Origin of the sequence: Cytobacillus oceanisediminis (assembly GCF_004366035.1) — a bacterium.
In the GTDB taxonomy this organism is placed as follows: domain Bacteria; phylum Bacillota; class Bacilli; order Bacillales; family Cytobacillaceae; genus Cytobacillus; species Cytobacillus oceanisediminis_C.
Genome location: NZ_SOEE01000001.1, coordinates 542,071 through 564,544, shown reverse-complemented (window position 1 = coordinate 564,544; position 22,474 = coordinate 542,071). Strand labels below are relative to the sequence as shown.

The 22,474-nt window shown below is 40.4% G+C and carries 25 protein-coding genes; 19 read left to right on the top strand and 6 right to left on the bottom strand.

The window, feature by feature from the left end; all coding sequences use genetic code 11:
• Positions 1–118 precede the first annotated feature (118 nt).
• A complete protein-coding gene (locus DFO72_RS02980; protein WP_113882862.1) occupies positions 119–259 on the top strand; it encodes a YrzI family small protein in 141 nt (46 codons plus the stop codon).
• 798 nt (positions 260–1,057) lie between these two features.
• Entirely contained in the window at positions 1,058–1,777 is a 720-nt protein-coding gene (gene sigK, locus DFO72_RS02975; protein ID WP_009333047.1) for an RNA polymerase sporulation sigma factor SigK, read from the top strand.
• 320 nt (positions 1,778–2,097) lie between these two features.
• On the opposite strand, the gene DFO72_RS02970 is transcribed toward sigK, so the two are convergent.
• On the bottom strand, positions 2,098–3,063 hold the full coding sequence (locus DFO72_RS02970; protein WP_113882762.1) for a F510_1955 family glycosylhydrolase: 966 nt from the start codon (positions 3,061–3,063) through the stop codon (positions 2,098–2,100).
• A 450-nt stretch (positions 3,064–3,513) separates the two neighbouring features.
• Between DFO72_RS02970 and DFO72_RS29260 the strand changes: the two genes are divergently transcribed.
• Together DFO72_RS29260 and DFO72_RS02965 are read left to right on the top strand one after the other, a co-directional pair.
• A complete protein-coding gene (locus DFO72_RS29260; protein ID WP_166672411.1) occupies positions 3,514–3,669 on the top strand; it encodes a hypothetical protein in 156 nt (51 codons plus the stop codon).
• 121 nt (positions 3,670–3,790) lie between these two features.
• Positions 3,791–5,587 carry a M3 family oligoendopeptidase gene (locus DFO72_RS02965; protein WP_113882763.1) on the top strand — a complete coding sequence of 599 codons (1,797 nt, stop codon included), beginning with the start codon at positions 3,791–3,793 and terminating at the stop codon, positions 5,585–5,587.
• A 41-nt stretch (positions 5,588–5,628) separates the two neighbouring features.
• Here DFO72_RS02965 and pssA read toward each other — a convergent pair whose 3' ends face one another.
• Complete coding sequence (pssA, locus tag DFO72_RS02960; protein WP_113882764.1) at positions 5,629–6,168, bottom strand: CDP-diacylglycerol--serine O-phosphatidyltransferase; 540 nt, start codon at positions 6,166–6,168, stop codon at positions 5,629–5,631.
• A 272-nt stretch (positions 6,169–6,440) separates the two neighbouring features.
• Between pssA and DFO72_RS02955 the strand changes: the two genes are divergently transcribed.
• The gene (locus DFO72_RS02955) at positions 6,441–7,217 is read left to right on the top strand and encodes a phosphatidylserine decarboxylase (RefSeq protein WP_113882765.1); all 777 of its coding nucleotides are present in this window, start codon (positions 6,441–6,443) and stop codon (positions 7,215–7,217) included.
• A 74-nt stretch (positions 7,218–7,291) separates the two neighbouring features.
• On the opposite strand, the gene DFO72_RS02950 is transcribed toward DFO72_RS02955, so the two are convergent.
• Positions 7,292–7,432, bottom strand: coding sequence for a sporulation histidine kinase inhibitor Sda (locus DFO72_RS02950; protein ID WP_113882863.1), 141 nt, complete (start codon positions 7,430–7,432; stop codon positions 7,292–7,294).
• Between the two features lie 530 nt (positions 7,433–7,962).
• Here DFO72_RS02950 and DFO72_RS02945 point away from each other — a divergent pair.
• Genes DFO72_RS02945 through DFO72_RS02910 form a run of 8 tightly spaced genes read left to right on the top strand, consistent with a single transcriptional unit; the run spans position 7,963 to position 13,030 of the window.
• Positions 7,963–8,478: a YqeG family HAD IIIA-type phosphatase gene (locus DFO72_RS02945; RefSeq protein WP_113882766.1), complete on the top strand. Its 516-nt coding sequence runs from the start codon at positions 7,963–7,965 to the stop codon at positions 8,476–8,478.
• Between the two features lie 3 nt (positions 8,479–8,481).
• Complete coding sequence (gene yqeH, locus DFO72_RS02940; RefSeq protein ID WP_113882767.1) at positions 8,482–9,588, top strand: ribosome biogenesis GTPase YqeH; 1,107 nt, start codon at positions 8,482–8,484, stop codon at positions 9,586–9,588.
• 46 nt (positions 9,589–9,634) lie between these two features.
• Entirely contained in the window at positions 9,635–10,474 is an 840-nt protein-coding gene (aroE, locus tag DFO72_RS02935) for a shikimate dehydrogenase (protein ID WP_113882768.1), read from the top strand.
• Positions 10,468–10,758, top strand: coding sequence for a ribosome assembly RNA-binding protein YhbY (gene yhbY, locus DFO72_RS02930; RefSeq protein ID WP_113882769.1), 291 nt, complete (start codon positions 10,468–10,470; stop codon positions 10,756–10,758). Before aroE ends, yhbY begins: the two co-directional genes overlap by 7 nt.
• Before the next feature lie 39 nt (positions 10,759–10,797).
• The gene (locus tag DFO72_RS02925) at positions 10,798–11,367 is read left to right on the top strand and encodes a nicotinate-nucleotide adenylyltransferase (RefSeq protein WP_113882770.1); all 570 of its coding nucleotides are present in this window, start codon (positions 10,798–10,800) and stop codon (positions 11,365–11,367) included.
• A complete protein-coding gene (gene yqeK, locus DFO72_RS02920) occupies positions 11,357–11,923 on the top strand; it encodes a bis(5'-nucleosyl)-tetraphosphatase (symmetrical) YqeK (RefSeq protein ID WP_113882771.1) in 567 nt (188 codons plus the stop codon). Before DFO72_RS02925 ends, yqeK begins: the two co-directional genes overlap by 11 nt.
• A 4-nt stretch (positions 11,924–11,927) precedes the next feature.
• Positions 11,928–12,284, top strand: coding sequence for a ribosome silencing factor (gene rsfS / locus DFO72_RS02915; RefSeq protein WP_113882772.1), 357 nt, complete (start codon positions 11,928–11,930; stop codon positions 12,282–12,284).
• Positions 12,281–13,030 (top strand): class I SAM-dependent DNA methyltransferase, encoded by a 750-nt coding sequence (locus DFO72_RS02910; protein ID WP_113882773.1) that lies wholly within the window; start codon positions 12,281–12,283, stop codon positions 13,028–13,030. Before rsfS ends, DFO72_RS02910 begins: the two co-directional genes overlap by 4 nt.
• Positions 13,031–13,112: 82 nt before the next feature.
• Here the strand turns inward: DFO72_RS02910 and comER are convergent, their stop codons facing one another.
• A complete protein-coding gene (gene comER / locus DFO72_RS02905) occupies positions 13,113–13,937 on the bottom strand; it encodes a late competence protein ComER (protein WP_113882774.1) in 825 nt (274 codons plus the stop codon).
• 89 nt (positions 13,938–14,026) lie between these two features.
• On the opposite strand from comER, the gene DFO72_RS02900 reads away from it, so the two are divergent.
• From DFO72_RS02900 to DFO72_RS02890, 3 genes are all read left to right on the top strand, one after another.
• A complete protein-coding gene (locus tag DFO72_RS02900) occupies positions 14,027–14,668 on the top strand; it encodes a helix-hairpin-helix domain-containing protein (RefSeq protein ID WP_113882775.1) in 642 nt (213 codons plus the stop codon).
• 117 nt (positions 14,669–14,785) lie between these two features.
• Positions 14,786–15,349, top strand: a complete 564-nt coding sequence (locus DFO72_RS02895; RefSeq protein WP_113882776.1) for a ComE operon protein 2 — start codon at positions 14,786–14,788, stop codon at positions 15,347–15,349.
• A 69-nt stretch (positions 15,350–15,418) separates the two neighbouring features.
• Positions 15,419–17,749 carry a DNA internalization-related competence protein ComEC/Rec2 gene (locus tag DFO72_RS02890; RefSeq protein WP_113882864.1) on the top strand — a complete coding sequence of 777 codons (2,331 nt, stop codon included), beginning with the start codon at positions 15,419–15,421 and terminating at the stop codon, positions 17,747–17,749.
• 134 nt (positions 17,750–17,883) lie between these two features.
• Here the strand turns inward: DFO72_RS02890 and DFO72_RS02885 are convergent, their stop codons facing one another.
• On the bottom strand, positions 17,884–18,018 hold the full coding sequence (locus DFO72_RS02885; protein ID WP_019382872.1) for a YqzM family protein: 135 nt from the start codon (positions 18,016–18,018) through the stop codon (positions 17,884–17,886).
• 356 nt (positions 18,019–18,374) lie between these two features.
• Here DFO72_RS02885 and holA point away from each other — a divergent pair, with 356 nt between their 5' ends.
• Positions 18,375–19,412, top strand: a complete 1,038-nt coding sequence (holA, locus tag DFO72_RS02880) for a DNA polymerase III subunit delta (RefSeq protein WP_113882777.1) — start codon at positions 18,375–18,377, stop codon at positions 19,410–19,412.
• Positions 19,413–19,556: 144 nt separating this feature from the next.
• Here holA and rpsT read toward each other — a convergent pair whose 3' ends face one another.
• Entirely contained in the window at positions 19,557–19,823 is a 267-nt protein-coding gene (gene rpsT, locus DFO72_RS02875; RefSeq protein ID WP_113882778.1) for a 30S ribosomal protein S20, read from the bottom strand.
• 236 nt (positions 19,824–20,059) lie between these two features.
• Between rpsT and gpr the strand changes: the two genes are divergently transcribed.
• Together gpr and spoIIP are read left to right on the top strand one after the other, a co-directional pair.
• Positions 20,060–21,187, top strand: a complete 1,128-nt coding sequence (gene gpr / locus DFO72_RS02870) for a GPR endopeptidase (RefSeq protein ID WP_113882779.1) — start codon at positions 20,060–20,062, stop codon at positions 21,185–21,187.
• Positions 21,188–21,256: 69 nt separating this feature from the next.
• Positions 21,257–22,462, top strand: coding sequence for a stage II sporulation protein P (spoIIP, locus tag DFO72_RS02865; RefSeq protein ID WP_113882780.1), 1,206 nt, complete (start codon positions 21,257–21,259; stop codon positions 22,460–22,462).
• The last annotated feature ends 12 nt before the right edge of the window (positions 22,463–22,474 follow it).

Sequence of the window (22,474 nt, the reverse complement as noted above, 5' to 3'; positions counted from 1 at the left end):
GCAGGGAGAATTGTGCCCTGCGGTTTTTTATGCCTTATGGCCAGGCCGCTGGGAGTGTATCTCTTTGCGGCTTTTTTGTGCCTTCAGGCTGGATGTGAACGAGGAGGTGGAATATCTAATGACATTAAATATATTATTTTTGACAGTCACAATAAAAAAACGTCAATTATCAGCAGAAGATGTTGTTCGCGAACAAATGGCTAAAAAAATTATCGATCAAAACCGTGATCGTCAATTCTCTATTTACCGTCCATTTTAATTTTCAGTGATAAAAAATGAGGAAAGGTGGTTTGCTAAATGTTTTACATTTTACAAGGACGTCAGGCAATTTTTTGGGTGGAGAAAGATTCCACCTAACGAAGCTGTAACCGGTTAGGAGGTAAGGCGCATGTCTTTGCATATATTAATTTTAACCCTGAAATTCCGTAAAAAAAGGAACTGATCCATATGATCCGGATTAACAGAATGTTCACATTCCTCTCCTTTTCTGATGCAGAAACCATGTTACATTAAAGAAAATAAGGAATTTAATAGGGGTGTGAAAGATGTTTTGGATCGTAATGGGATTGGTTGTGTGCGGCACTATCGGCTGCATCATATCAGCTGAGGTGAGCGTAGCGGAGTAGCTTGCATTAAAAAAAAAAGGACTGACTTTGGAATTGAAAAGTCAGTCCTTTTTCTTTGGGAAAATCCAGAGAAATAAGACGATTCCAGACACTGCAAGCAATATCATCAAGGTTTTTAAAGAAAAACCTTCGAAAATAAATTTGGCAAGACTGTCAAGCAGAACAATAAAAAAGACGAGAGCTAAAATGATTCTCTGGGCATTCAAATATCAAAACCTCTTTCTTCCAAAGCTATGTATTGGGGATAACAGCGATATTATAAATGATTATATCCTATTATCATGACAGATAGCTTGTCAAATTGCAGTGTAAATGAAGAAGAAAATATTTTCTGAAGAAAATATCTCTATTGGACAGACAAAAACAACTCTATCCATACATAGGAATTAGTTATAGACATTTTTGAACGCATTCTAAGCGGGGGTGGAACGATGTCCGGTATTTTAACTGCACTCGGGTTTTTGGTTAAGGAGATTGTGTTTCTTGTATCTTATGTAAAAAATAATGCATTTCCTCAACCGCTGTCTCCTGCAGATGAAAAGAAATACTTGCGATTGATGGCTGCAGGCGATGCGCATGCACGTAATATGCTTATTGAACATAATCTAAGGCTGGTCGCCCATATTGTTAAGAAATTCGAAAATACAGGCGAGGATTCTGAAGATCTGATATCAATAGGGACAATCGGACTGATAAAGGCCATCGAGAGTTATTCGGAAGGAAAAGGCACAAAACTTGCCACCTATGCAGCCCGCTGTATTGAAAATGAGATACTGATGCACTTGCGGGCACTGAAGAAGACGAAAAAAGATGTATCCCTTCATGATCCCATCGGGCAGGACAAAGAAGGAAACGAAATATCCCTTATTGACGTTCTTAAGTCGGAATCTGAGGATGTTATTAATACGATACAGTTAAATATGGAGCTGGAAAAAGTGAAGGAGTATATTGATGTTTTAGATGACAGGGAAAAAGAAGTAATTGTCGGAAGGTTCGGGCTTGACCTGCAAAAAGAAAAAACACAAAGAGAAATTGCCAAAGAGCTTGGCATCTCTAGAAGTTACGTCTCCCGGATTGAAAAGAGGGCACTGATGAAAATGTTCCATGAGTTTTATCGGGCGGAAAAAGAAAAAAGGAAAAATAACAGCTAAAGGGACAGTTCGACTGTCCCTTTGGTAATTGTATAGGACCTATATAATGGAGCGGTGGAAAATACCTCTGCGGAATGATTGTCAGCATCCAGCTTAAGCCCCTCGCCCCCTCGGGTCATAAGTCAAATAACTCCAGAAATCAGGACAAGGAACGCTTCGGCAGAGATGCTTCACCCGACCAAAACTTGCTTTGGGAGGTTTCCAGTGTGAATCGCCTTATGCCTGTCGGACTTGCACAGGATGTGCAGGCTTCAACGTTCGCCACAGGATATTTGCGGTCTTAAGTTGAAGTTCCTCTGATAAGGCGCTTCCGTTTTGATTTATTCAATTCTTCCATTTTTTAATAAAAGCTGCCAGTTCGCACCGCTGTCTGCAGATTCATATAAATCTTTGAGATACGTTGAAATTGCAAGCCTTCCCTTAGATTTATTATCGGCAGCAATGTATGTAATAGGGTTATCATAGCTGAGAAAAGGGATTTTAATTTGTGAGTTTTCCATCGTTTCAAGATCGATTTTGCTCATTTGAACCTTTTCCTGATCCGCATACGCATAGTACAAGCTATTTTCTGTGAAAGCGAGGGCTGTAGCCATGACTGGGTCAGATACTAATTTCACAGTTTCACCTCTATCCTGTGAGAAGAAGATGCCGCTTCTTGTGGACATGGCCATGATTTCCGGATGAGTTGGATGTGCCGCAATCATTCCAAGTGTGTCGGCCTCAAGCCCTTTTAAGCTGACTGTCTCCCATGTTTTTCCTGCGTCCTGAGAGCGGTAGACACCTGCCTCGAGCTCTTCGCTTTTATCCTGGTTGATCATGTAGATTATATTTGTATCGTAGCCGGCAGCTAAAAAAGGGAAGGAACTTGTTCCGCTAAAAGCCAGGTTTTTAAAAGAAGCTCCTTTATCAGTGCTTTTCACAATACCAAGAGGGTTTTTTATGACTGAGTTCTTATCAGGCTGGCCGCTTACAATAAATCCCTCTTTGACTGCCTGAAAACCCATGTAGTCATGGTTAAGGGAAGTGGTCTCATGCCAAATGCCATCTTTATAAAACTTTAAGCCATCGCTGGACGATAGGTAGAGTCCAGTATCATTTCCCGGGTATCCAATTCCTTGAATATGCTCGATTTGCTGAGCTGATGCCTCAATAATAGTATAGTCAGCCTCATCTGAAGTTTTACTTGATGGTTCATCAGCAGTTTTTTTACTTTGCTCTTTCTCAGCAGAACAGCCAGCTGCGAGCAATAATAGGAGAACTGCCAAAATCGTTCTGCCTTGTTTCATTGATTTCACTCCAATTCATATCGGGTTAACGGTTATTTTGATTATCGATGTCATTATATAGTATTTCAGTGTAAAATAAAAAACCCTTGCCTGAGGGAAGGGTTCTGTTAAATAGCTCCCTATGAAGAGTGAAGAAAAGTCTTATTTCGTTCCTCTTTTTTGAAGTCGGAAAGGTGTTTAGTCACTTTGCCGGATCCATTGCAGGCAGGGCAGGTTTTCTTTATGAATTTATATGCTGTTATATTGCCTGTACCTTTGCATTTTTTGCAGATTGAGATAATTTTCATTTAACACTCCTCCCATAAAATTCCTTCTGGTATATCCAATGAACTAATCTAAGAGAGGTGCCAAGAACATACCGGTTTTTCACCGATATTTTAGTGTAAAAGCCTAAACGCTGGTCCATAAATTACATATCTTAATAATAGAAGGCGAAGGGAGGTTAAGGTTATGCCTTATGGTTATGGCGGTTATCCTGTTCCCCCTCCTTATCCATGCGGTTATTATGGAGGCGGGGGATTCTGGCTGGCCCTCGCAGTTGTTCTGCTGATCCTGCTGCTTGTTTTTGGAGGGTTTGCATACTATGGCGGCGGCTATTTCAGATAGAAATATCCAGCGGTTGGCTCATACCAGGGGGTGTGGGCCTCTTTTATAGAATATTTATAGAAATTTCGGAAAAATCACTGTATAATATTTCTGTAGTCGAAACTTTTTATGGGGGGATTATATGACTGTAACAGCCTATTCGTCAGTTTGGGATTTGGATGTCTTTTTTAAGGATGGAAGCGACTCAGCAGAATTTGATCAGCATTTACTGGAAACAAGGAAGCATATTGATTTATTTTTTAATCAAATACATAACTGGCAGCCTGCTAATTCTGCTGCAGATGCAGCTGAAATAAGCGAAATCATTGAGCTTTTCCAGCAGACGGCAAGAAAAGTGCGTCAGGCTGGTGCTTTTGTGAGCTGTCTTCAGGCCCAAAATACCGAGGATAAGAAAGCGAAAGATCTTAGAGGGGCAACTACGGAACTTAGTGCAGCTTTTCAAAACGCTTTAACGGCATTTGATCAGAAGCTTGCAAATTTAGATCAAGGTTCATGGGAGCAAATTATAAATGATAAGGATTTAAATGAGCTTTCATTCGTATTAAACGAACGCCGCGAAAATGCCTCAGAAAAGCTTTCGCAAGAGGAAGAAACTGTCATTAATGCTCTTGCAGTTGATGGTTACCACGGATGGGGCCAGATGTATGACGTAATAGTAGGAAATATAAAAATTCCTTACACTGAAAATGGCGAGATAAAGCAGCTTTCAGTTGGACAGGCTGCTAATAAGTTTTCAAGTCCTGACAGAAAATTGCGCAAGGAAGTTTTTGATAATTGGGAAAAATCCTGGAACAGCCAGTCAGACTATTTATCTAAAACCTTAAATCATTTAGCCGGTTTTAGATTAAATATATATAAATTAAGAGGCTGGAGCGACTTCCTCAAAGAACCTCTGGACTTAAACAGAATGAAAAAAGAAACCCTGGATACGATGTGGAATGTAATTTCAGAAAATAAGGCACCTCTTGTTAAATATTTAGAGAGAAAAGCAAAGCTTTTAGGCTTAGAGAAATTAAGCTGGTATGACCTGGATGCCCCGCTCTCCAAGTCAGAAACAAAATTAACTTATCAGCAGGGTGCAGATTTTATCCTTGAGCAGTTTGCTCACTTTGGAGAAGAAATGACAGCCTTTTCTAAAAAAGCGTTTGAAGAAAAATGGATTGAAGCAGAGGATCGCCCAGGAAAGGCGCCAGGCGGTTTCCATACTTACTTCCCCGAAAGCAGTCAATCAAGGATCTTTATGACATACTCAGGGACACCATCCAATGTTTCAACCCTTGCACATGAACTGGGGCATGGTTTTCATACATACGCGATGAAGGACCTTCATTTGCTGAACCGAAATTATGCCATGAATGTTGCTGAGACAGCTTCTACTTTTGCGGAAATGATTGTCTCTGATGCAGCAGTGAAAAATGCAGGAACAGAAGAAGAGAAACTTGCGCTTTTAGAAGATAAAGTGCAAAGGTCTGTTGCGCTGCTCATGAATATCCATGCACGATTTCTGTTTGAAACACGATTCTATGAAGAAAGAAAACGAGGAAATGTAAGTGCGGACCGTCTAAATGAAATCATGACGGATGCCCAAAAAGAAGCTTATGGAAGCGCACTTGATGAGTATCATCCGTCTTTCTGGGCTTCAAAGCTCCATTTCTTTATTACTGGCGTGCCATTTTATAATTTTCCATATACTTTTGGATATTTGTTCTCGCTTGGAATTTATGCACAGGCTCTTAAAGAAGGTAAAGGGTATGAAGAAAAATATATAGCATTATTAAAGGATACTGCATCCATGACAGTCGAAGATTTAGCTATGAAGCATTTAAATGCAGATTTAACAAAGCCTGAGTTCTGGGAAGGTGCCGTTCAATTATGCATGGACGATGTGGAAGAATTCCTGGAATTAACAGAGAATTAATAAAAGCTGAAGCCGCGCTCTTAATATGAGCACGGCTTTTTTTACATTTTTTTCAGCCTGAAAGGGCTTATCATTAGAATGGAAAGTGTCAGCATGATAAAGAGAAATAAAGGTGAAGGCCAATATGGAATTGCCAGAAAGCATAAAGTGGCCAGGCAGCCGGCAGCCGTTATTGGCAATCCTGTAAAATAGCCATTATTGTCACTGATGTTAAAACGGGCTAGCCTTAAAGCTCCACAGCCGATATATAGAGCAGTTAAGAAAGCGCCTGGTGCCCCATAATCATAAAGGACTCCCATGTATAGGAGCAGTGCAGGAGCAACTCCAAAAGAAATAATATCACTCATAGAATCCAGCTGCTTTCCTAGATCCGATTCAATATTCATTTTTCTTGCTGCCATCCCATCAAACCGGTCAGCAAGAGCTGCAATAAAAATCAGCAGCATACTCAATTTCAAATTGTCATTAATAGAAAATAAAATAGCAAAGCACCCTAAGAACAGGTTAGACAGAGTTAAGATATTTGCTGTCTGTGCCTTTAGCTTCTTGATGGTTAAATCAAGAACATCCTGTAAAAACATGTCAAACACTCCTTGCACCTGGGAATCACAGCCTGCAGACTATAAGAAGTTTTTTCTTATGGGCAATGTGTTAAAGTTTACTGTTAATTGGGAACCATCTGGAAGGAAAGAAATAGAAGTAATTCACAGAATTTCAAGAAAGCCAAAATAAAAAAAGCGTCAAATCTGAGGAAGTCTATGGCAAACTTAGTTTTATATGTTATATAATAATATTTTATTCTATGCTTTTTATGCCTGTTCGTAAAGAACATATTTTTTAGGGGGCATGTCCTTTGTTAAAACCTGTATATCGCCTGCTGATTGAATTGACAAATGGAAGATGGACATCCGGGATACTGCAGAAATTTGCAAAATCAAATTTGAGCAGGCGGGTCATTCCGTCATTTTCAAGGATTTATAATATAAATGAAAGTGAAATGGAAAAAAACCTGCATGAATATCCAACACTACATGAGTTTTTCATTAGAAGGCTTAAAGAAGGTGCAAGAGTAACAGATGTGAGCCCTGACTCGGCAGTCAGTCCTGTAGATGCTGTTATCGAAGATGTTGGGAGTATCCGGGAGGATCGTGTTATTTCAGTAAAAGGAAAAAACTATTCCATATCTGAGATGCTGGGTGAAAATAAAGCAGGAAAATATGCAGGCGGCACTTATATGATCTTTTATTTAAGTCCGAGCCACTATCATAGGATACACAGCCCGGTCACTGGAAAAGTAGCAGATCAATGGATTCTTGGGCTGAAATCTTATCCGGTCAACAAATGGGGATTAAAATATGGTAGAGATACACTTTCCAAAAATTACAGGAGCATAACTGAAGTGAGGCATGGAGATGCAGCAATCGGGATTGTGAAGGTTGGCGCTATGTTTGTAAATTCCATTGAACTTACTCATGAAGGGGAGCAGCTTGAAAAAGGAAAGGAAATGGCCTATTTTACGTTTGGCTCTACTGTCATTCTCCTGTTTGAGCAAGGGAAATTCGAACTTGAAAAGTCAATCAGGACCCCTGCTCACATTAAAGTTGGGGAGCGGATTGGGACGTTATTGTGAATGTTTGGGCCGGTTATTTCAGTCTTTAAGAAATATGGAGAATAAAAAAAGCCCTATTAAGGGCTTGTCCATTTTTAAGAAGTAACTTTTATGCTGTTTGATAGTGAGCGACGGTGGATTTCTGTTTCGATTAAACGAATGAAGTCTTTGCTAAGCTGCAGTTCCTTTGCTTTATAATATGATTCAATTAGTAAATCATCTGACAGTTTACGCATTCCTGTCCCACCTCCAGGCACTTGATATTTCAGTTCTAAAAGAATTAATTTATACATATAATGTAAGATTTTATGTTGTACCCCTACTCTAGCAAAATTAAACGATTAGAACAACTGTTCTCTTATCCACAGGAAACCGTGGATAACCTGTGATTATTTTGTTTATAAAAAGGGAAAAAGTATAAAAATCATATTGGATTATGTGCATAAAGTTATCCACAGGGTTGGAGAGCGGTTGTTTTTTGTCGAAAAATTTTTATTTTAAGAATAAATAATATCTATTCCATAGAAATATACTGAGCTTTGATTGTCTTTCCCCATTTTGTGGAATCGTATAAAATAGAACAGCTGGGATTGTATCCTCCAGTTTTTATTTTGAAAGAGCGGATGAAATTGGGTATGATAAAATCGGTGTTTTTCCATAGTGAAAACCCTGATGCAACTAATTATTAATAAAGCCCGTTAGGTATTTGAGGGCTGAGGAACAATATTGTTGGACCATACGAATATATGATTGAGGTGTAAATATAGTGTTAAAGCATTTTTTGCCTGATCAGCATGTTAAAAGTATATTTGAAATAACTCCCCACAGTTTAAAGGAAAAAGGAGTCAAAGGAATTATCACGGACCTGGACAATACACTAGTTGAATGGGACAGGCCAAATGCTACACCGAAGCTGATTAGCTGGTTTGAAGAAATGAAGCAAAGCAACATTAAGGTTACCATTGTGTCAAATAATAATGAAAATCGGGTTAAGGCTTTTTCCCACCCCCTTGAGATTCCATTTATCTACCAGGCAAGAAAGCCAATGGGCAGGGCCTTCCGAAGAGCTCTATCAGAGATGGGGCTGAGAAAAGAAGAAACCGTTGTGATTGGTGATCAATTGCTGACTGACGTCCTGGGGGGGAACAGAAGCGGCTTCCATACTATTTTGGTCGTGCCTGTCGCCCAAACTGACGGATTTTTTACAAAATTTAACCGGCTTGTAGAAAGACGAATATTAAATTGGTTCAGAAAAAAAGGAATGATTCAGTGGGAGGATTAAGAAGTGAGTGAAGATCAATTTGTTTGCATAGGCTGTGGAGTAAAAGTTCAAACAGAAAATCCTGAGGAGCTGGGCTATGCTCCTCATTCAGCTCTGCAGAAGGAAACGATTATTTGCCAGCGCTGTTTTAGACTGAAACATTATAATGAAGTTCAGGATGTAAGCTTGACTGATGATGATTTTCTTAAGATCCTGAATGAAATTGGACAAAGTGATGCACTTATCGTGAAGATTGTGGACATCTTTGATTTTAACGGGAGCTGGCTTCCTGGGCTCCACCGTTTTGTAGGCAACAATAAAATCCTGCTTGTAGGAAACAAAGTTGACCTTCTGCCAAAGTCGGTGAAAACAAACAAGCTGATTAACTGGATGAAGCAGGAATCAAAACAGCTGGGTTTAAAACCGGAAGAAGTCTATCTGGCAAGTGCTGCAAAAGGGTACTCCATTAACGAGATTGCAGCAGCTATCGACCATTATCGGGAAGGAAAAGATGTGTATGTAGTAGGGTGTACAAATGTAGGTAAATCCACATTCATCAACCGTATATTAAAGGAAGTAACAGGTGAGGGCGATGTCATCACAACTTCCCACTTCCCTGGCACAACCCTTGATATCATCGAAATACCTTTATCTGACGGAAAAGCTTTAGTAGATACGCCAGGTATAATAAACCATCACCAAATGGCCCACTATGTAGATAAAAGGGATTTAAAGGTTATTACACCTAAAAAGGAAATTAAGCCTAAGGTTTACCAGCTGAATGAAGAGCAGACTCTGTTCTTTGGCGGTCTGGCAAGATTTGACTACATGGCCGGTGGCCGACGTTCATTTGTTTGCCATTTCTCCAATGAGCTGACTATTCACCGCACCAAAACGGAAAAGGCCGATGAGCTGTATCGGAATCATGCGGGAGAGATGCTCACACCCCCAAGGGAAGAACAAATGGAAACCTTCCCGGAGCTTGTGAAACATGAATTCACAATAAAAGAACCAAAAACAGATATCGTTTTTTCAGGACTTGGCTGGATTACTGTAAATGAAGGCGGGGCCAAAGTAGCTGCTTATGTTCCTAAAGGTGTTCATGCCATGATAAGGAAGTCTTTGATTTAGGCTGTGGACCTGCAGCTGCTTATGCTTTTCAAAGGGGTGAGGAATTTTGAAAAAGCTGTTTGGGGTGATTGGGGACCCGATTTCCCATTCAATGTCCCCCGCTATGCACAATGATCTATTTACCGCTTACAGTCTTGATGCACATTATCAGCCATTCCATATATCCAGGGGAAATCTGACGGATGCTATTAAAGGGTTCAGAGCAATGGGCATTGCGGGATTTAATGTTACAGTACCGCATAAGGAGGCTATCATCCCTCTTTTAGATGAACTGGATCCCCTGGCAGAGGCTATTGGAGCAGTAAATACAGTAGTCAATCAGGATGGAAAGCTAATAGGCTATAATACGGATGGGAGCGGGTATGTAAAAGGCCTGCTGAATCAAAAACAGCCAATTAAAAACAAAAAAGTGCTCATAGTAGGGGCAGGCGGAGCTGCAAGAGCCATTTATTTTACAATTGCCAAAGAAGGTCCTGAGCTTCTGGATATTTGTAATCGGACTCCAAAAAGGGCGGAACAAATTATTAATGACTGCCCATTTCAGATTCAAGCGCAAGTGCTGAGCAGACAGGACGCGGAGGAAAGCCTCGAGACATACGATCTTATAGTTCAGACTACATCGATAGGGATGCATCCGGAAATTGGCCATAGCCCACTTTCAATACATAAGCTTAAGCCTGGAGCTTTTGTAAGTGATATCATATACAACCCGCTTGAAACAAAGCTTCTGATGGAAGCTGCTGAAAAGGGTGCGGGAATTCAGAATGGGATCGATATGTTTGTATATCAGGGTGCACTTGCTTTCGAGATGTGGACTGGCATTGGACCTGATATTGAAAGAATGAGACATAAAGTTTTAAATCAGCTGGGAGGATTATCATGCTAACAGGAAAGCAAAAACGTTTTTTACGATCAAAAGCCCATCATTTAAACCCGATTTTCCAAGTAGGAAAGGGCGGGGTAAATGAAAATATGATTAAACAAGTAGGAGAAGCACTGGAAGCCCGTGAATTATTAAAGATTTCAATTCTTCAAAACTGTGAAGAAGACAGGGATACGGTGGCGCAGCAGCTGTCAAAAGGCACAAAGGCTGATGTTGTACAAATCATCGGGAATATAATTGTTTTATATAAAGAATCGAAAGAAAACAAACAAATCGACTTGCCGTAAGTTTCTTAAGCGTAAAACTGGAAGTATGGAGGAGAGTAAATGGAAAAGGTAGGCATACTTGGAGGGACCTTTAATCCGCCTCATATAGGCCATCTCATTATCGCGAATGAGGTAATGTCTTCTCATGGTTTGGATGAAATCTGGTTTATGCCGAACCATGAACCTCCCCATAAAAAGAGGTCTGATAATGTCAGCAGCGGTGATCGTACAAAAATGCTGAAACTGGCATTACAGAGCCATCCCGGCTTTAAATTGGAATTGATTGAGCTGGAGCGCGATGGCCCTTCATTTACCTACGATACAATCAGGATTTTGAAGGAAAACTATCCTCAAACGCAATTTTATTTTATTATTGGAGCTGACATGGTTGAGTATCTGCCCAAATGGCATAACATTGACAAACTTCTTAAATTGATTACCTTTATAGGAGTGAGGAGGCCATCTTACAATTTGCAGACTCCGTATCCGATTCTTTATGCTGACGTTCCGGAAATGGGGATATCCTCGAGTATGATCAGAAGCCGTATAAAGGAAGGCGGAACTATTCGGTATCTGGTACCGGATGCTATAAGGAGTTTTATAAAGGAGAATCATTTATATGAATCGTGAACAGGCTCTTGCAATTGTAAGGGAACAGCTGACTGAACATCGCTACCTTCACACAGTAGGGGTGATGGAAACAGCCATTAACCTTGCAGCGAAATATGGTGCTGATACAAAGAAAGCGGAACTTGCGGCCATTTTTCATGATTATGCTAAATTCCGTCCTAAGGAAGAACTGAGGGAAATTATCCTTAAGGAAGGAATGCCAAGTGAGCTTTTGGAGTACAATAGTGAACTTTGGCATGCTCCCGTCGGTGCTTTTCTGACGGAGAAAGAAGCAGGAATTAATGATAAAGAGGTTTTGGATGCCATAAGGTATCATACTTCAGGCAGGCCGGGAATGGCACTTCTTGAAAAGATCATATATCTTGCGGATTATATTGAACCTGGAAGGCATTTTCCAGGTGTTGATGAAGTACGTGATTTAGCGGAAACAAATCTGGATAAGGCCTTAAGCAAGGCCGTCCAAAATACCATCATGTTTTTAATGAAAAAAGGGCAGCCGGTTTTTCCAGCGTCCTTCCAAACTTATAATGACCTTGTAATGACTAAGGAGGACTGATTAGATGAATGAAAATACATTGCTGATGACAGCAGTTAGAGCAGCGGATGATAAACGGGCAGAAGATATAACGGTACTTAATATGAAAGGCATTTCCCTGATTTCAGACTACTTTGTAATTTGCCACGGCAACTCTGATAAACAAGTGCAGGCCATTGCTAGGGAAATGAAAGAAAAATCTGAAGAACATGGGTTTGCTGTTAAAAGAATGGAAGGTTTTGATGAAGCAAGGTGGATTCTAGTTGATATGGGTGATATAGTTGCTCATATTTTCCATAAGGATGAAAGAAGCTATTATAATCTGGAAAGACTTTGGGGCGATGCACCGATCGAGAACGTTCAGGGCATGCTTAACCAATGAGCTATGGAAAGTTCGCTTATCTCTATGACAGACTGATGGAAGATGTCCCTTATGACAGCTGGATTAAAATGGTCAATGAAAAGCATGCAAAATTTAATGTGCCCGGCAAAAAACTTCTGGATCTTGCCTGCGGCACAGGCCAGCTTTCAATAAGGCTAAGGAAACAGGGGTATGATGTTACAGGTGTGGACTTATCAGAGGATATGCTGGCAGTAGCACAGGCAAAGGCGGAAGAGAACGGTCTGCAAATCCCCTTTTACCTGCAGAACATGGCAGAACTTGAAGGATTCAGCGAATTTGATATTATTGGCATTTTTTGTGATTCTTTAAATTATCTGGAGACGGAATCAGAGGTGAAAGACACTTTTTTGCGGGTCCACACCCATTTGAAAAGTGAGGGTCTTTTTATATTTGATGTCCACTCCATTTATAAAATCATGCAGATATTTATGAACCAGACATTTGCTGAAAATGATGAAGAAATTTCATATATCTGGCACAGCTATCAGGGGGAATATCCTAATTCTGTAGAGCATGATCTTTCATTTTTTGTTCTGGAAGAAGAAACGGGAAAGTATAACCGCTATGACGAACTGCACTTCCAGCGTACGTATCCTATTGATCAATATGAAAGCTGGCTTAGGGAATGCGGATTTGAACTGCTTGACATTTCAGCAGATTTTGAAGAGGGCCCTCCAGGCAGTCAGGCTGAACGAATTATTTTTATTGCAAAGAAAAGGAATTAATATATATAACAGCCGGATTGTCTGAAGCAATCCGGCTGTTTTTTTAGAAAAAAGAAGGATTATTTCCATTAACATCGAATAGCTAATGAAGAGAATACTGTTTTTTTACCTCAACAAGATCTTCGTCATACTTGGAATGTGTTGCCTGGAATAAGTGCTCAAATATTGTGCCAAGCTCGCTTTCGAGAATTTTAATTCCCTCTCCTGTAATTCCTCCTTTGACGCATACCTTCTCCTGTAGTGTCGGCAATGTATAAAAACCCTTTTTCAGTAAATCCCCAAGTCCGATCAGCATCTCTCCTGCAAGCTTTGTAGCTGTTTCATTATCAATCTCCGTTTCTGTAACTGCCGCATTGATGAAGCGCTGTGTCAAATAGCTGAAAAAGGCAGGTCCGCAGCTGACAATATCCGAAGAAACCCGGGTAATATTTTCCTCGATAAAGACAGGCGTGGAGATGCTTTCAAAAAGCTTATGAAGTATCCCTTTCCAATGCTCGCTGCACTGTTCACCGAATGATAATAGCGAAACCCCTGATAAGGCCCGATTTGTTATGCTTGGAATCGCCCTGGCTGCTGAACAGGGCAGAATAGATTCAAGCTGTTTTACACTTATAGGGCTGGTTATTGAAACTACACATTTATCTTTTGACAGGAACGGCAAAATGTCCTGAACGACATTATACACATCATGAGGCTTTACACAAATAAAGATAAGTGAAGAACGATGTGCTGCCTCTCTTGCGTTATTTACAACGGTAATATCCAGATGAGTTTCCTTTATTTCCATCGCTTTTGCCGCTGTCCGATTGGTAATTGTCATGGAGGATGGGGAAACGGTTCCGCCATCAAGGAAAGCCTCGGTCAGTATCCTCCCCATGTTACCTGTGCCAATTATTCCGATTTTCATTGCTTTATCCCTCCTTCAAAAGCAAGCTCTCTCATATAACGATATGTATCAAAAACACATTTATTCCAAAAAGAAAGGATCGATCCTTAATGCCTGAATGGATAAAAACACATAAAATTTACTTTGCAGGAGCCGCCATTGCATTGGCTGCCTTCCTCTATTATTTTTTCATGCCTGTTCAAGAGGCTGAAGTTCCTGGGATTGAACAGGCAGTTCAATTAAAGGAAAATGAAGGTGATGATAAAGAAATAGAAACAGAAAGTGATGAACAGGCTGGACAGATGCCACAGCCAATGAAGGCAGATATTAAAGGTGCTGTGCAAAAGCCGGGAGTATACGAAGCGGCAGAAGGTGACAGGGTGATAGACCTGCTGGAAAAAGCAGGCGGACTGACTGATAAAGCAGATGGAACTAAAATCAATTTTGCCCTCAATATTACGGATGAAATGGTCATATATGTTCCGGAAAAGGGCGAAGTTCTCGAGGAGGCCGCAGTCGGATATGAAAATATCGAGGTGAGGGGACAGCAAGATAACGGAAAGATAAATTTAAACCAAGCCAATGAATCGGAACTGCAGATGTTGCCGGGTATCGGCCCGTCTAAGGCTGCAGCCATAATTGAACACCGCGAGACAAATGGATCCTTTAAGGATATTGCGGACTTGAAATTAATATCAGGGATAGGAGAGAAGACCTTTGAAAAACTCAAAGAACATATTAGTGTAAAATAATTTCATTTCATTGACCTTAACGAGCTTGAGGCTTACACTTATTGAGAGAAAAAGCTATGTTTTTGAATTCCAGGGCATATACGCCTGAGCAAAAGACGGAAGGGGAGAGACTGCAAGATGGATCGGATTTCCTGGAACCAATATTTTATGGCGCAAAGCCATTTGCTTGCTTTAAGGAGCACTTGTACAAGGCTTGCGGTAGGCGCAACCATTGTAAGGGATAAGAGGATCATTGCCGGCGGCTATAATGGATCGATTGCCGGGGGTGAACATTGTATTGATGAAGGCTGCTATGTTATTGATAACCATTGTGTCAGAACCATTCATGCGGAAATGAATGCGATTTTACAGTGTGCAAAATTCGGGGTACCTACAACTGATGCGGAAATATATGTAACTCATTTTCCATGCCTCCAATGCTGCAAAGCGATAATACAGTCAGGAATTAAAACAGTTTATTACGCACAGGACTATAAAAATCACCCGTATGGAATTGAACTCTTTGAAAAGGCTGGAGTGAAAACAGTACAGGTAATAGCAGAAAAAGTGTCCTTTGATAACAGCAAACAAGAAAAAAGTGATTTTATAGAAGAACTAATAAATGAGCTTGAAAAAAGCGGAAAAGATCGGGACTTGGTGAAAGGCTATAAAGAAACAAAGGACAAGCTTTTTCAGAATTAAACCATTGAAGGAGTGGCACCTGAAATGATTAGGTCTTACTCCTTCCAAAAAACTAAAGGAGCAAATGATATGAAAGGCAGATGGATCTATGCAGCAGCTGCCTCGCTGCTGGGAAATTTGACATCTTTTTTTCATCCTGCTATAGCTATCGTTTTTTTTCTTCTGGCTTTTTTCCTCCTAAAAAGAAATATTTTATCATCCAAAAACGCCGCTATTCTGATAATGATTTACCTTGCCTTAATCATGCGCAGTGAATTTGCATCCGAACACAACAGGACAAGCCTTTCTGGAAATGAGAGCGAGTTCGAAATAACAATGAAAGAATCTGCCAAAATAGATGGTGACCTTCTTACTGTCTTTATTGATTTAGCCGAAAAAAAAGAAAAGCTGGCAGCCAGGTATAAAATTAAATCTGAAACAGAAAAAAAGGCCCTTACAGACCACCTGGGAACAGGGATGACATGCCGGGTAAATGGCACCTTACAGACCCCTTCAACATCCACCAATCCTAATTCCTTCAGCTATCAGGAATATCTAAACCACAACAGTATCTTTTGGATCCTCGAAATAGAACAGTTACACCTCTCCGATTGCAGTTACCGTAAAAGCAGCCTCGTATTAACCATTTTAAAAATAAGAGAGATGGGAATTAATTATCTCCTGGATCATTTTCCTGAACAGACTGCTCCACTGGCTATTGCCCTTGTATTCGGCGAACGTGATTTTATTGATCAGACTACCATTGCTTCTTATCAGAAAATCGGAATTATCCATTTGCTTGCGATATCCGGCCTTCATGTAGGTATGCTTGCTGGGATGTTCTTTCTTGCTGGTATACGCGCCGGAATCACCAGAGAAAAAATGACCAGCATCTTATTATTGGTTTTGCCTTTATATGCAATATTGACAGGGGCAGCACCATCTGTTCTGCGGGCTGTGTTTATGATGCTTGTGGTTTTGCTCGCAAAGAAGCTGAAGGCTCCTATTCAACTAGCTGATGTTATCTCTATTGTGTTTATTGGCTACCTTTTTATCTCTCCTTATATCATCTATAATGCAGGGTTTCAGCTGTCATTTGCTGTCGCTCTATCGCTTATTCTCTCAGCTCCCATCATCCTCAAAAGATTTTCTGAGTCATACGCTGCTATCCTGGCAGTTTCTTTTGTTTGCCAGATGGCTGCCATTCCGATTCTTCTGTGGCATTTTTATGAGGTATCCATTATTTCCATAATTGCCAATCTGATTTTTGTGCCTTTATATTCTTCCATAATCCTTCCGGTGGTGTTGATTCTCTTCATTTTTGATTTATTAACAGGGGGGAAAGCAGATTTATTGCTCAATGTATTTGAAAAACTCATCAGTTTTCTAAATTGGATTGCTGAATCACTTTCGGCCATTCCTAACTCGGCCATTGTCCTTGGCAGGCCATCCCTGATTATGCTGATCGTCTATCTGCTGCTGATTCCCGCATTCTTTGCCGGCTGGGAAAGGTCAAAAAATAAAAAGGTTCTTATCAAGAGCGGTGTGCTTCCAATCCTCGCCATACTAATTCAGCACTTTTCTAATGTGTTTAATCCTGCCGGTGAAATTACATTTATAGATGTTGGGCAGGGGGACAGCATTCTGATAAAGCTTCCATATGGAAAGGGGAATTATCTGATAGATGCTGGAGGCACACTTATGCTTGACACTGAGGATTGGAGGATGAGAAGCGATCCTTATGAAACAGGAAAGGACACGGTAGTGCCATTTTTGAAAAGCAAAGGGATCAGTAAAATAGATAAGTTTTTTTTGACTCACGGGGATATGGATCACATTGGAGGAGCATCAGCTGTGATTAGGGAAATGAGGGTAAAGTCTGTAGTGATTTCGCAGGGGGCGGAAATCTCAGAGGATGAAAAGGATTTGATTGTTCAGGCTAAATTAAAAAAAGCCAATATTGCATTCACTAAAGCTGGAGATAACTGGTCAATAGGAGATTCCGCATTTCAAGTTTTGTCTCCATTTGGAAATCGGATGAAGGACGTGTATACAGGGAAAAATGATGGCTCTATTGTCCTTTTTGCCAAAGTGGGTGGCCTTAACTGGCTGTTTACAGGAGATTTGGAGGAAACGGGGGAAAGTCAGCTTATTAAATCTTATCCCAATTTGAAAATTGATGTTTTAAAAATTGCACATCATGGAAGCAAAACCTCCACAACAGATTCATTTCTGGCTGCTGTTAACCCGAGGATTGCTGTTATTTCTGCAGGCAGAAACAACAGGTATGGGCATCCTCATAATGATGTAATGGGCAGGCTTAAAGAATTTAATGTGCATGTTCTGAGAACCGATAAGCAAGGGGCGGTTACCTATGTTTTTAAAGGAAATTCAGGAACCTTTTCCGTTCAGCTTCCATAGTATATGTTAGAAATGCTTCAGCCCCCTTTCTATACTCTCAATGCCTATTATCACTTACAGCCACAAAAAAAGAGACTGCTGAAGCAGCCTCGATGTGTCAGAGGTATGACACAATTACTTACTTTATGTAGCCATTAAGCTCCTAAAAATTTAATGACTGTTGCAATAACAAATAACGTTGCGAAGAAACCGAATGATACGATGAATCCTACTCCAGAGTCGATGGCATCATTACGTTTGCTTTGGACGTTCTTTTCAAATTCGTTCACAGTCTACCCCTCCTATTTCCTATATAGTATAAGTCATTCAAATAAAAAAATCTAGAGTTCCCCTGCCCTTTTCCTGCAATAGCAGGAGTTGTCACAAATATGCCGGCACATCAAGGGGAAAATAATAGAACAAAGGTGCACCGCAGCTTCCTGAGTATCCCGGGCCTCAGGCGGCAGCGTTCTATATAGATTGGAAATTGGCGTTCTTATGGGCGCCAATTTCTTATGTCTTGTCAAATTGCCATTGCTTCTTTAGGATATATAGTGAACATGCAATCTGCGGGATAGGGGCTTTATCCCTGCCCGTTAAACTGCAATAAAGTGAATATAATGTAAGGCGAACGGAGAGAAAGAAATTGGTTTTTGATATTTGGAAGCAGATAAAAGCGAAAAGTTTTGCTCCTATTTACTTATTATATGGAACAGAACCTTATCTTATAAACGAAACGAAGCAGCTTCTGATCAACAATGTGCTAAGCGAAGATGAAGCTGATTTTAATTTATCCTCTTATGACCTTGAGGAAACCCCAATCGATACAGCGCTTGAAGATGCGGAGACATTTCCGTTTATGGGGGAAAGAAGACTGATCTTTTTACATAACCCGGTTTTTTTAACATCAGAAAAATCGAAAGCTAAACAGGAGCATAATCTGTCAAAGCTCGAAGCCTATCTTAAAGAGCCTGCCCCGTATTCAGTAGTGGTATTTTCCTCATCTGCAGAAAAGCTGGATGACCGGAAAAAAATAACTAAACAATTGAAAAAAACGGCTGCAATCCTTGAAGCAAAGAAACTTAATGAAGGAGAATTGAAAGCCTGGATCAGGGAGCGCGCAGCACTTAACGGCGTGCAAATTGATGAATCGGCAGTTGAGCTAATATTGACATTGGCAGGCACCAACCTTTTTATCTTGACAAACGAGATCGATAAATTAGCTTTATATGCGAATGACACGAAGCGAATCGATGAACAAATGGCAGAGAAAATGGTATCAAGATCATTAGAGCAAAACATTTTTTCCCTTGTAGACAAGGTTGTTCACCGCAAAATAGAGGAAGCCCTGAGAATTTATTATGATTTATTAAAGCAAAATGAAGAACCCATTAAGATTTTATCGGTTATTACAGGGCAGTTCAGACTGATTTATCAGGTGAAGGAGCTTGCGAGGAGAGGCTACGGCCAGCAGCAGATTGCCGGCTACTTAAAGATTCATCCTTTCCGGGTGAAACTTGCAGCTGGACAGGCGCATATGTTTGCAGACGAAGAACTTGCAGCGATCATAAGCTTGCTTGCTGATGCAGATTACCAAATGAAAACTGGAGGCATGAATAAAACCATGCTGATTGAAATGTTCCTGTTTCGTCTGCAAAGTCAGGCGCTCAAAAAAAATCCTTAAAGAGATTACGTTTACAGCCTCCAGCACCTTGAGTATTGAGACAAAATTAGTAATGATGATTACATAAAAAAAAGCGATCCATTTGGACCGCTTTTTTGTGTAAAATAAAAGGCTATCCCTTAAGATAGCCAATATCTTCAAACATTACGCGTTTAAAGAGTTCATTTTTTTCATTAAACGAGACTTTTTACGGGCAGCAGCATTTTTGTGGATAAGACCTTTTGCAGCAGCTTTGTCTAGTTTACGAGCAGCATCAGCGAAAGATTCAGTCGCAGCAGCAGCATCGTTGTTTACGACAGCAGCATCAACCTTCTTAACAGCTGTACGCATTGCTGATTTAACTGTAGCGTTTTGAGCGTTGCGAGCTTCGCTAGTTTTAACACGCTTGATAGCAGATTTAATGTTTGGCATTCCATTCACCTCCTGAAAAAGCATCGAGATTCTATAACTCGACATTCACATTCATTAACAATAATTAAGAACAAGTGATATTTTATCAAACACGGGGGCATAATGCAATACTCTGTAATCAAAATTGCTGGAGGCGATTCTGCATGTTTTTGGACTTTAAAGGCAATGATAGTATATATCTGAATTTTAGTATAATGTGTGTTATTTTCCAATAGCTGAGAATGTGAGGGATAAATATGAAAGAATCAATAGATTTAAGCCAATACTCAGTCCGAACGGATCTTGCCATTGAAGCCAGGGAAATGGTTATTTCCGACAGGCAGAAAGACAATATTCATCAGCAGGAGAATCTTTCCCAAATAGAAGGCGTAATAATTAAAGAAAAAGAAGAAAATGATATAAAAATTTCTTTTGTTGAAGTAACAAAAGAAGGTGCAGAGGCATTGGGGAAAAAAGAAGGAAAATATCTGACACTTGAAGTGACGGGCATACGCCAGCAGGATACGGAGCTGCAGCACAAAGTGGAGTCTGTATTTGCTAGTGAATTCTCCCAATTTATTAAGCAGCTGGGAATCAATGAAGATGCATCCTGTTTAATTGTTGGACTGGGCAATTGGAATGTCACTCCCGATGCACTGGGTCCGCAAGTTTGTGAAAACTTGCTTATCACACGACATCTCTATCAGCTGCAGCCTGAAAGCGTAGAAGAAGGCTATCGGCCAGTAAGTGCTATTTCCCCGGGAGTAATGGGCCTGACCGGGATAGAAACAAGTGACATTATTTATGGCATTGTTGAAAAAACAAAGCCCGATTTTGTCATTGCAATTGATGCTCTTGCTTCCCGATCAATTGAAAGAGTCAATTCTACCATTCAAATTTCGGATACAGGGATTCACCCTGGTTCTGGTGTCGGGAATAAACGAAAAGAAATCAGCAAAGAAACTTTAGGGATACCTGTCATAGCGATTGGCATCCCAACAGTTGTTGATGCTGTGTCCATCACAAGCGATACAATTGATTACATCCTGAAGCATTTCGGCAAGGAAATGAAAGAGGGGGACCGTCCATCACGTGCCCTCGCTCCTGCAGGAATGACTTTTGGAGAGAAGAAAAAGCTGACAGATGACGACCTCCCGGAAGAACATCATAGAAAAACCTTCCTTGGCATGATTGGAACCTTGCCTGAAGAAGAGAAGCGGAAGCTTATTTATGAAGTCCTTTCTCCTTTGGGCCACAACCTTATGGTGACTCCAAAGGAAGTGGATGTATTTATTGAAGATATGTCAAATTTAATTGCTAACGGTTTGAACGCAGCACTCCATCAAAAAGTGAATCAGGATAATGCCGGTTTTTATACCAGATAGGAAATAACATGTTCTATCTTCTCTAGCAAAGTCATAACATTTACTAGACTAGCAAGGAGAGGTGGAACAATGAAACCTTTTAAATCGAACGGACTTGTAGTAACCATTCAAGGGACAAGCTTGCTGAAAGCCATAGGCGGATTTTTGCTTTTTCTATTTATGATATTTTCAATAAGCGGAGCATTAACTTCATTAAAGCCGGAATACAGAATCAGCTCCTCCTCAGTTAATTCTGCTGCGAACAGCCTGACAGGAGAAATGCTTTATCATTTTCTTGGATGGGAAAACCACTCATTTCTCGAGGGGGTTTCTAAAACCAGTTCACCCCCGGGCTTTGCCAATTTGGTTTTCAAGCTATCCACAAATGTCAATTTGGATGATCCCAGAAGCCTTTTGGGAAGGGAGCTTCCATTCTTCTCTATTTATGACAGTAAGATCCTTGTTGCTGGTGAAGGAACGGATTATACAAACATGCCTGTGGAATCTTCTCCTCCTATCGAAGTGCTGAAGGCAGAACAGGAGGCAGCTCTGCAAAACACCGAAGGCCTTGAGCCGGATGGTGATTCGAAACAGTCGAAAACACCTCCGATGTCTACAGGTGATAAAAAACCAGTCTATGTTTACTTTTCGCATAATACGGAATCCTATCTTCCTTATCTGAAGGGTGTAACCAATCCTGATGCAGCCTTTCATTCCAAAATTAATGTTACTAAGATTGGTGATAAGCTTAAGGAAGAGATGGAGAGCAAAGGAATAGGGACTTTTGTTGACAAAACGGATATCCAGGCAAATTTAAGCAAGAAAGGATTAACGTATGGACGTTCCTACCAGGAATCCAGAGAAGTTGTCCAGGCTGCAATTACGTCCAACCGGGATTTGTCTTACCTAATCGATATTCACCGTGATTCAAAAAGAAAAAAAGACACAACGAAAGAAATAAACGGAGAGTCTTATGCCAAACTAGCTTTCATTATTGGCGGAAATAACCCGAACTATGAAAAGAACTTAAAATTTGCGAAAGAGCTGCATGATAGATTGAACGTTAAGTACAAAGGATTGAGCAGGGGAATCATGAAAAAAGAGGGTGCAGGGACAAATGGCAACTTCAATCAGGATTTATCTGGGAATGCCATCCTCGTTGAATTTGGCGGAGTAGATAATACGTTTGAAGAATTAAACCGTTCGGCAGAAGCACTCGCAGAAGTGTTCAGTGAATATTATTGGCAGGCCGAGGAAGTAAATGCATCAGCTGGCGGTGAAACAGAAAAGAAATAGTATTAGGATGAT

What these genes read in the sequence shown, in the direction of transcription:
- DFO72_RS02980 (WP_113882862.1), top strand. Translation starts at nt 119, where the DNA reads ATGACATTAAATATATTATTTTTGACAGTCACAATAAAAAAACGTCAA.
- sigK (WP_009333047.1), top strand. Translation starts at nt 1,058, where the DNA reads ATGTCCGGTATTTTAACTGCACTCGGGTTTTTGGTTAAGGAGATTGTG.
- DFO72_RS02970 (WP_113882762.1), bottom strand. Translation starts at nt 3,063, where the DNA reads ATGAAACAAGGCAGAACGATTTTGGCAGTTCTCCTATTATTGCTCGCA.
- DFO72_RS29260 (WP_166672411.1), top strand. Translation starts at nt 3,514, where the DNA reads ATGCCTTATGGTTATGGCGGTTATCCTGTTCCCCCTCCTTATCCATGC.
- DFO72_RS02965 (WP_113882763.1), top strand. Translation starts at nt 3,791, where the DNA reads ATGACTGTAACAGCCTATTCGTCAGTTTGGGATTTGGATGTCTTTTTT.
- pssA (WP_113882764.1), bottom strand. Translation starts at nt 6,168, where the DNA reads ATGTTTTTACAGGATGTTCTTGATTTAACCATCAAGAAGCTAAAGGCA.
- DFO72_RS02950 (WP_113882863.1), bottom strand. Translation starts at nt 7,432, where the DNA reads ATGCGTAAACTGTCAGATGATTTACTAATTGAATCATATTATAAAGCA.
- yhbY (WP_113882769.1), top strand. Translation starts at nt 10,468, where the DNA reads ATGCTAACAGGAAAGCAAAAACGTTTTTTACGATCAAAAGCCCATCAT.
- DFO72_RS02925 (WP_113882770.1), top strand. Translation starts at nt 10,798, where the DNA reads ATGGAAAAGGTAGGCATACTTGGAGGGACCTTTAATCCGCCTCATATA.
- yqeK (WP_113882771.1), top strand. Translation starts at nt 11,357, where the DNA reads ATGAATCGTGAACAGGCTCTTGCAATTGTAAGGGAACAGCTGACTGAA.
- rsfS (WP_113882772.1), top strand. Translation starts at nt 11,928, where the DNA reads ATGAATGAAAATACATTGCTGATGACAGCAGTTAGAGCAGCGGATGAT.
- DFO72_RS02910 (WP_113882773.1), top strand. Translation starts at nt 12,281, where the DNA reads ATGAGCTATGGAAAGTTCGCTTATCTCTATGACAGACTGATGGAAGAT.
- comER (WP_113882774.1), bottom strand. Translation starts at nt 13,937, where the DNA reads ATGAAAATCGGAATAATTGGCACAGGTAACATGGGGAGGATACTGACC.
- DFO72_RS02900 (WP_113882775.1), top strand. Translation starts at nt 14,027, where the DNA reads ATGCCTGAATGGATAAAAACACATAAAATTTACTTTGCAGGAGCCGCC.
- DFO72_RS02895 (WP_113882776.1), top strand. Translation starts at nt 14,786, where the DNA reads ATGGATCGGATTTCCTGGAACCAATATTTTATGGCGCAAAGCCATTTG.
- DFO72_RS02890 (WP_113882864.1), top strand. Translation starts at nt 15,419, where the DNA reads ATGAAAGGCAGATGGATCTATGCAGCAGCTGCCTCGCTGCTGGGAAAT.
- rpsT (WP_113882778.1), bottom strand. Translation starts at nt 19,823, where the DNA reads ATGCCAAACATTAAATCTGCTATCAAGCGTGTTAAAACTAGCGAAGCT.
- gpr (WP_113882779.1), top strand. Translation starts at nt 20,060, where the DNA reads ATGAAAGAATCAATAGATTTAAGCCAATACTCAGTCCGAACGGATCTT.
- spoIIP (WP_113882780.1), top strand. Translation starts at nt 21,257, where the DNA reads ATGAAACCTTTTAAATCGAACGGACTTGTAGTAACCATTCAAGGGACA.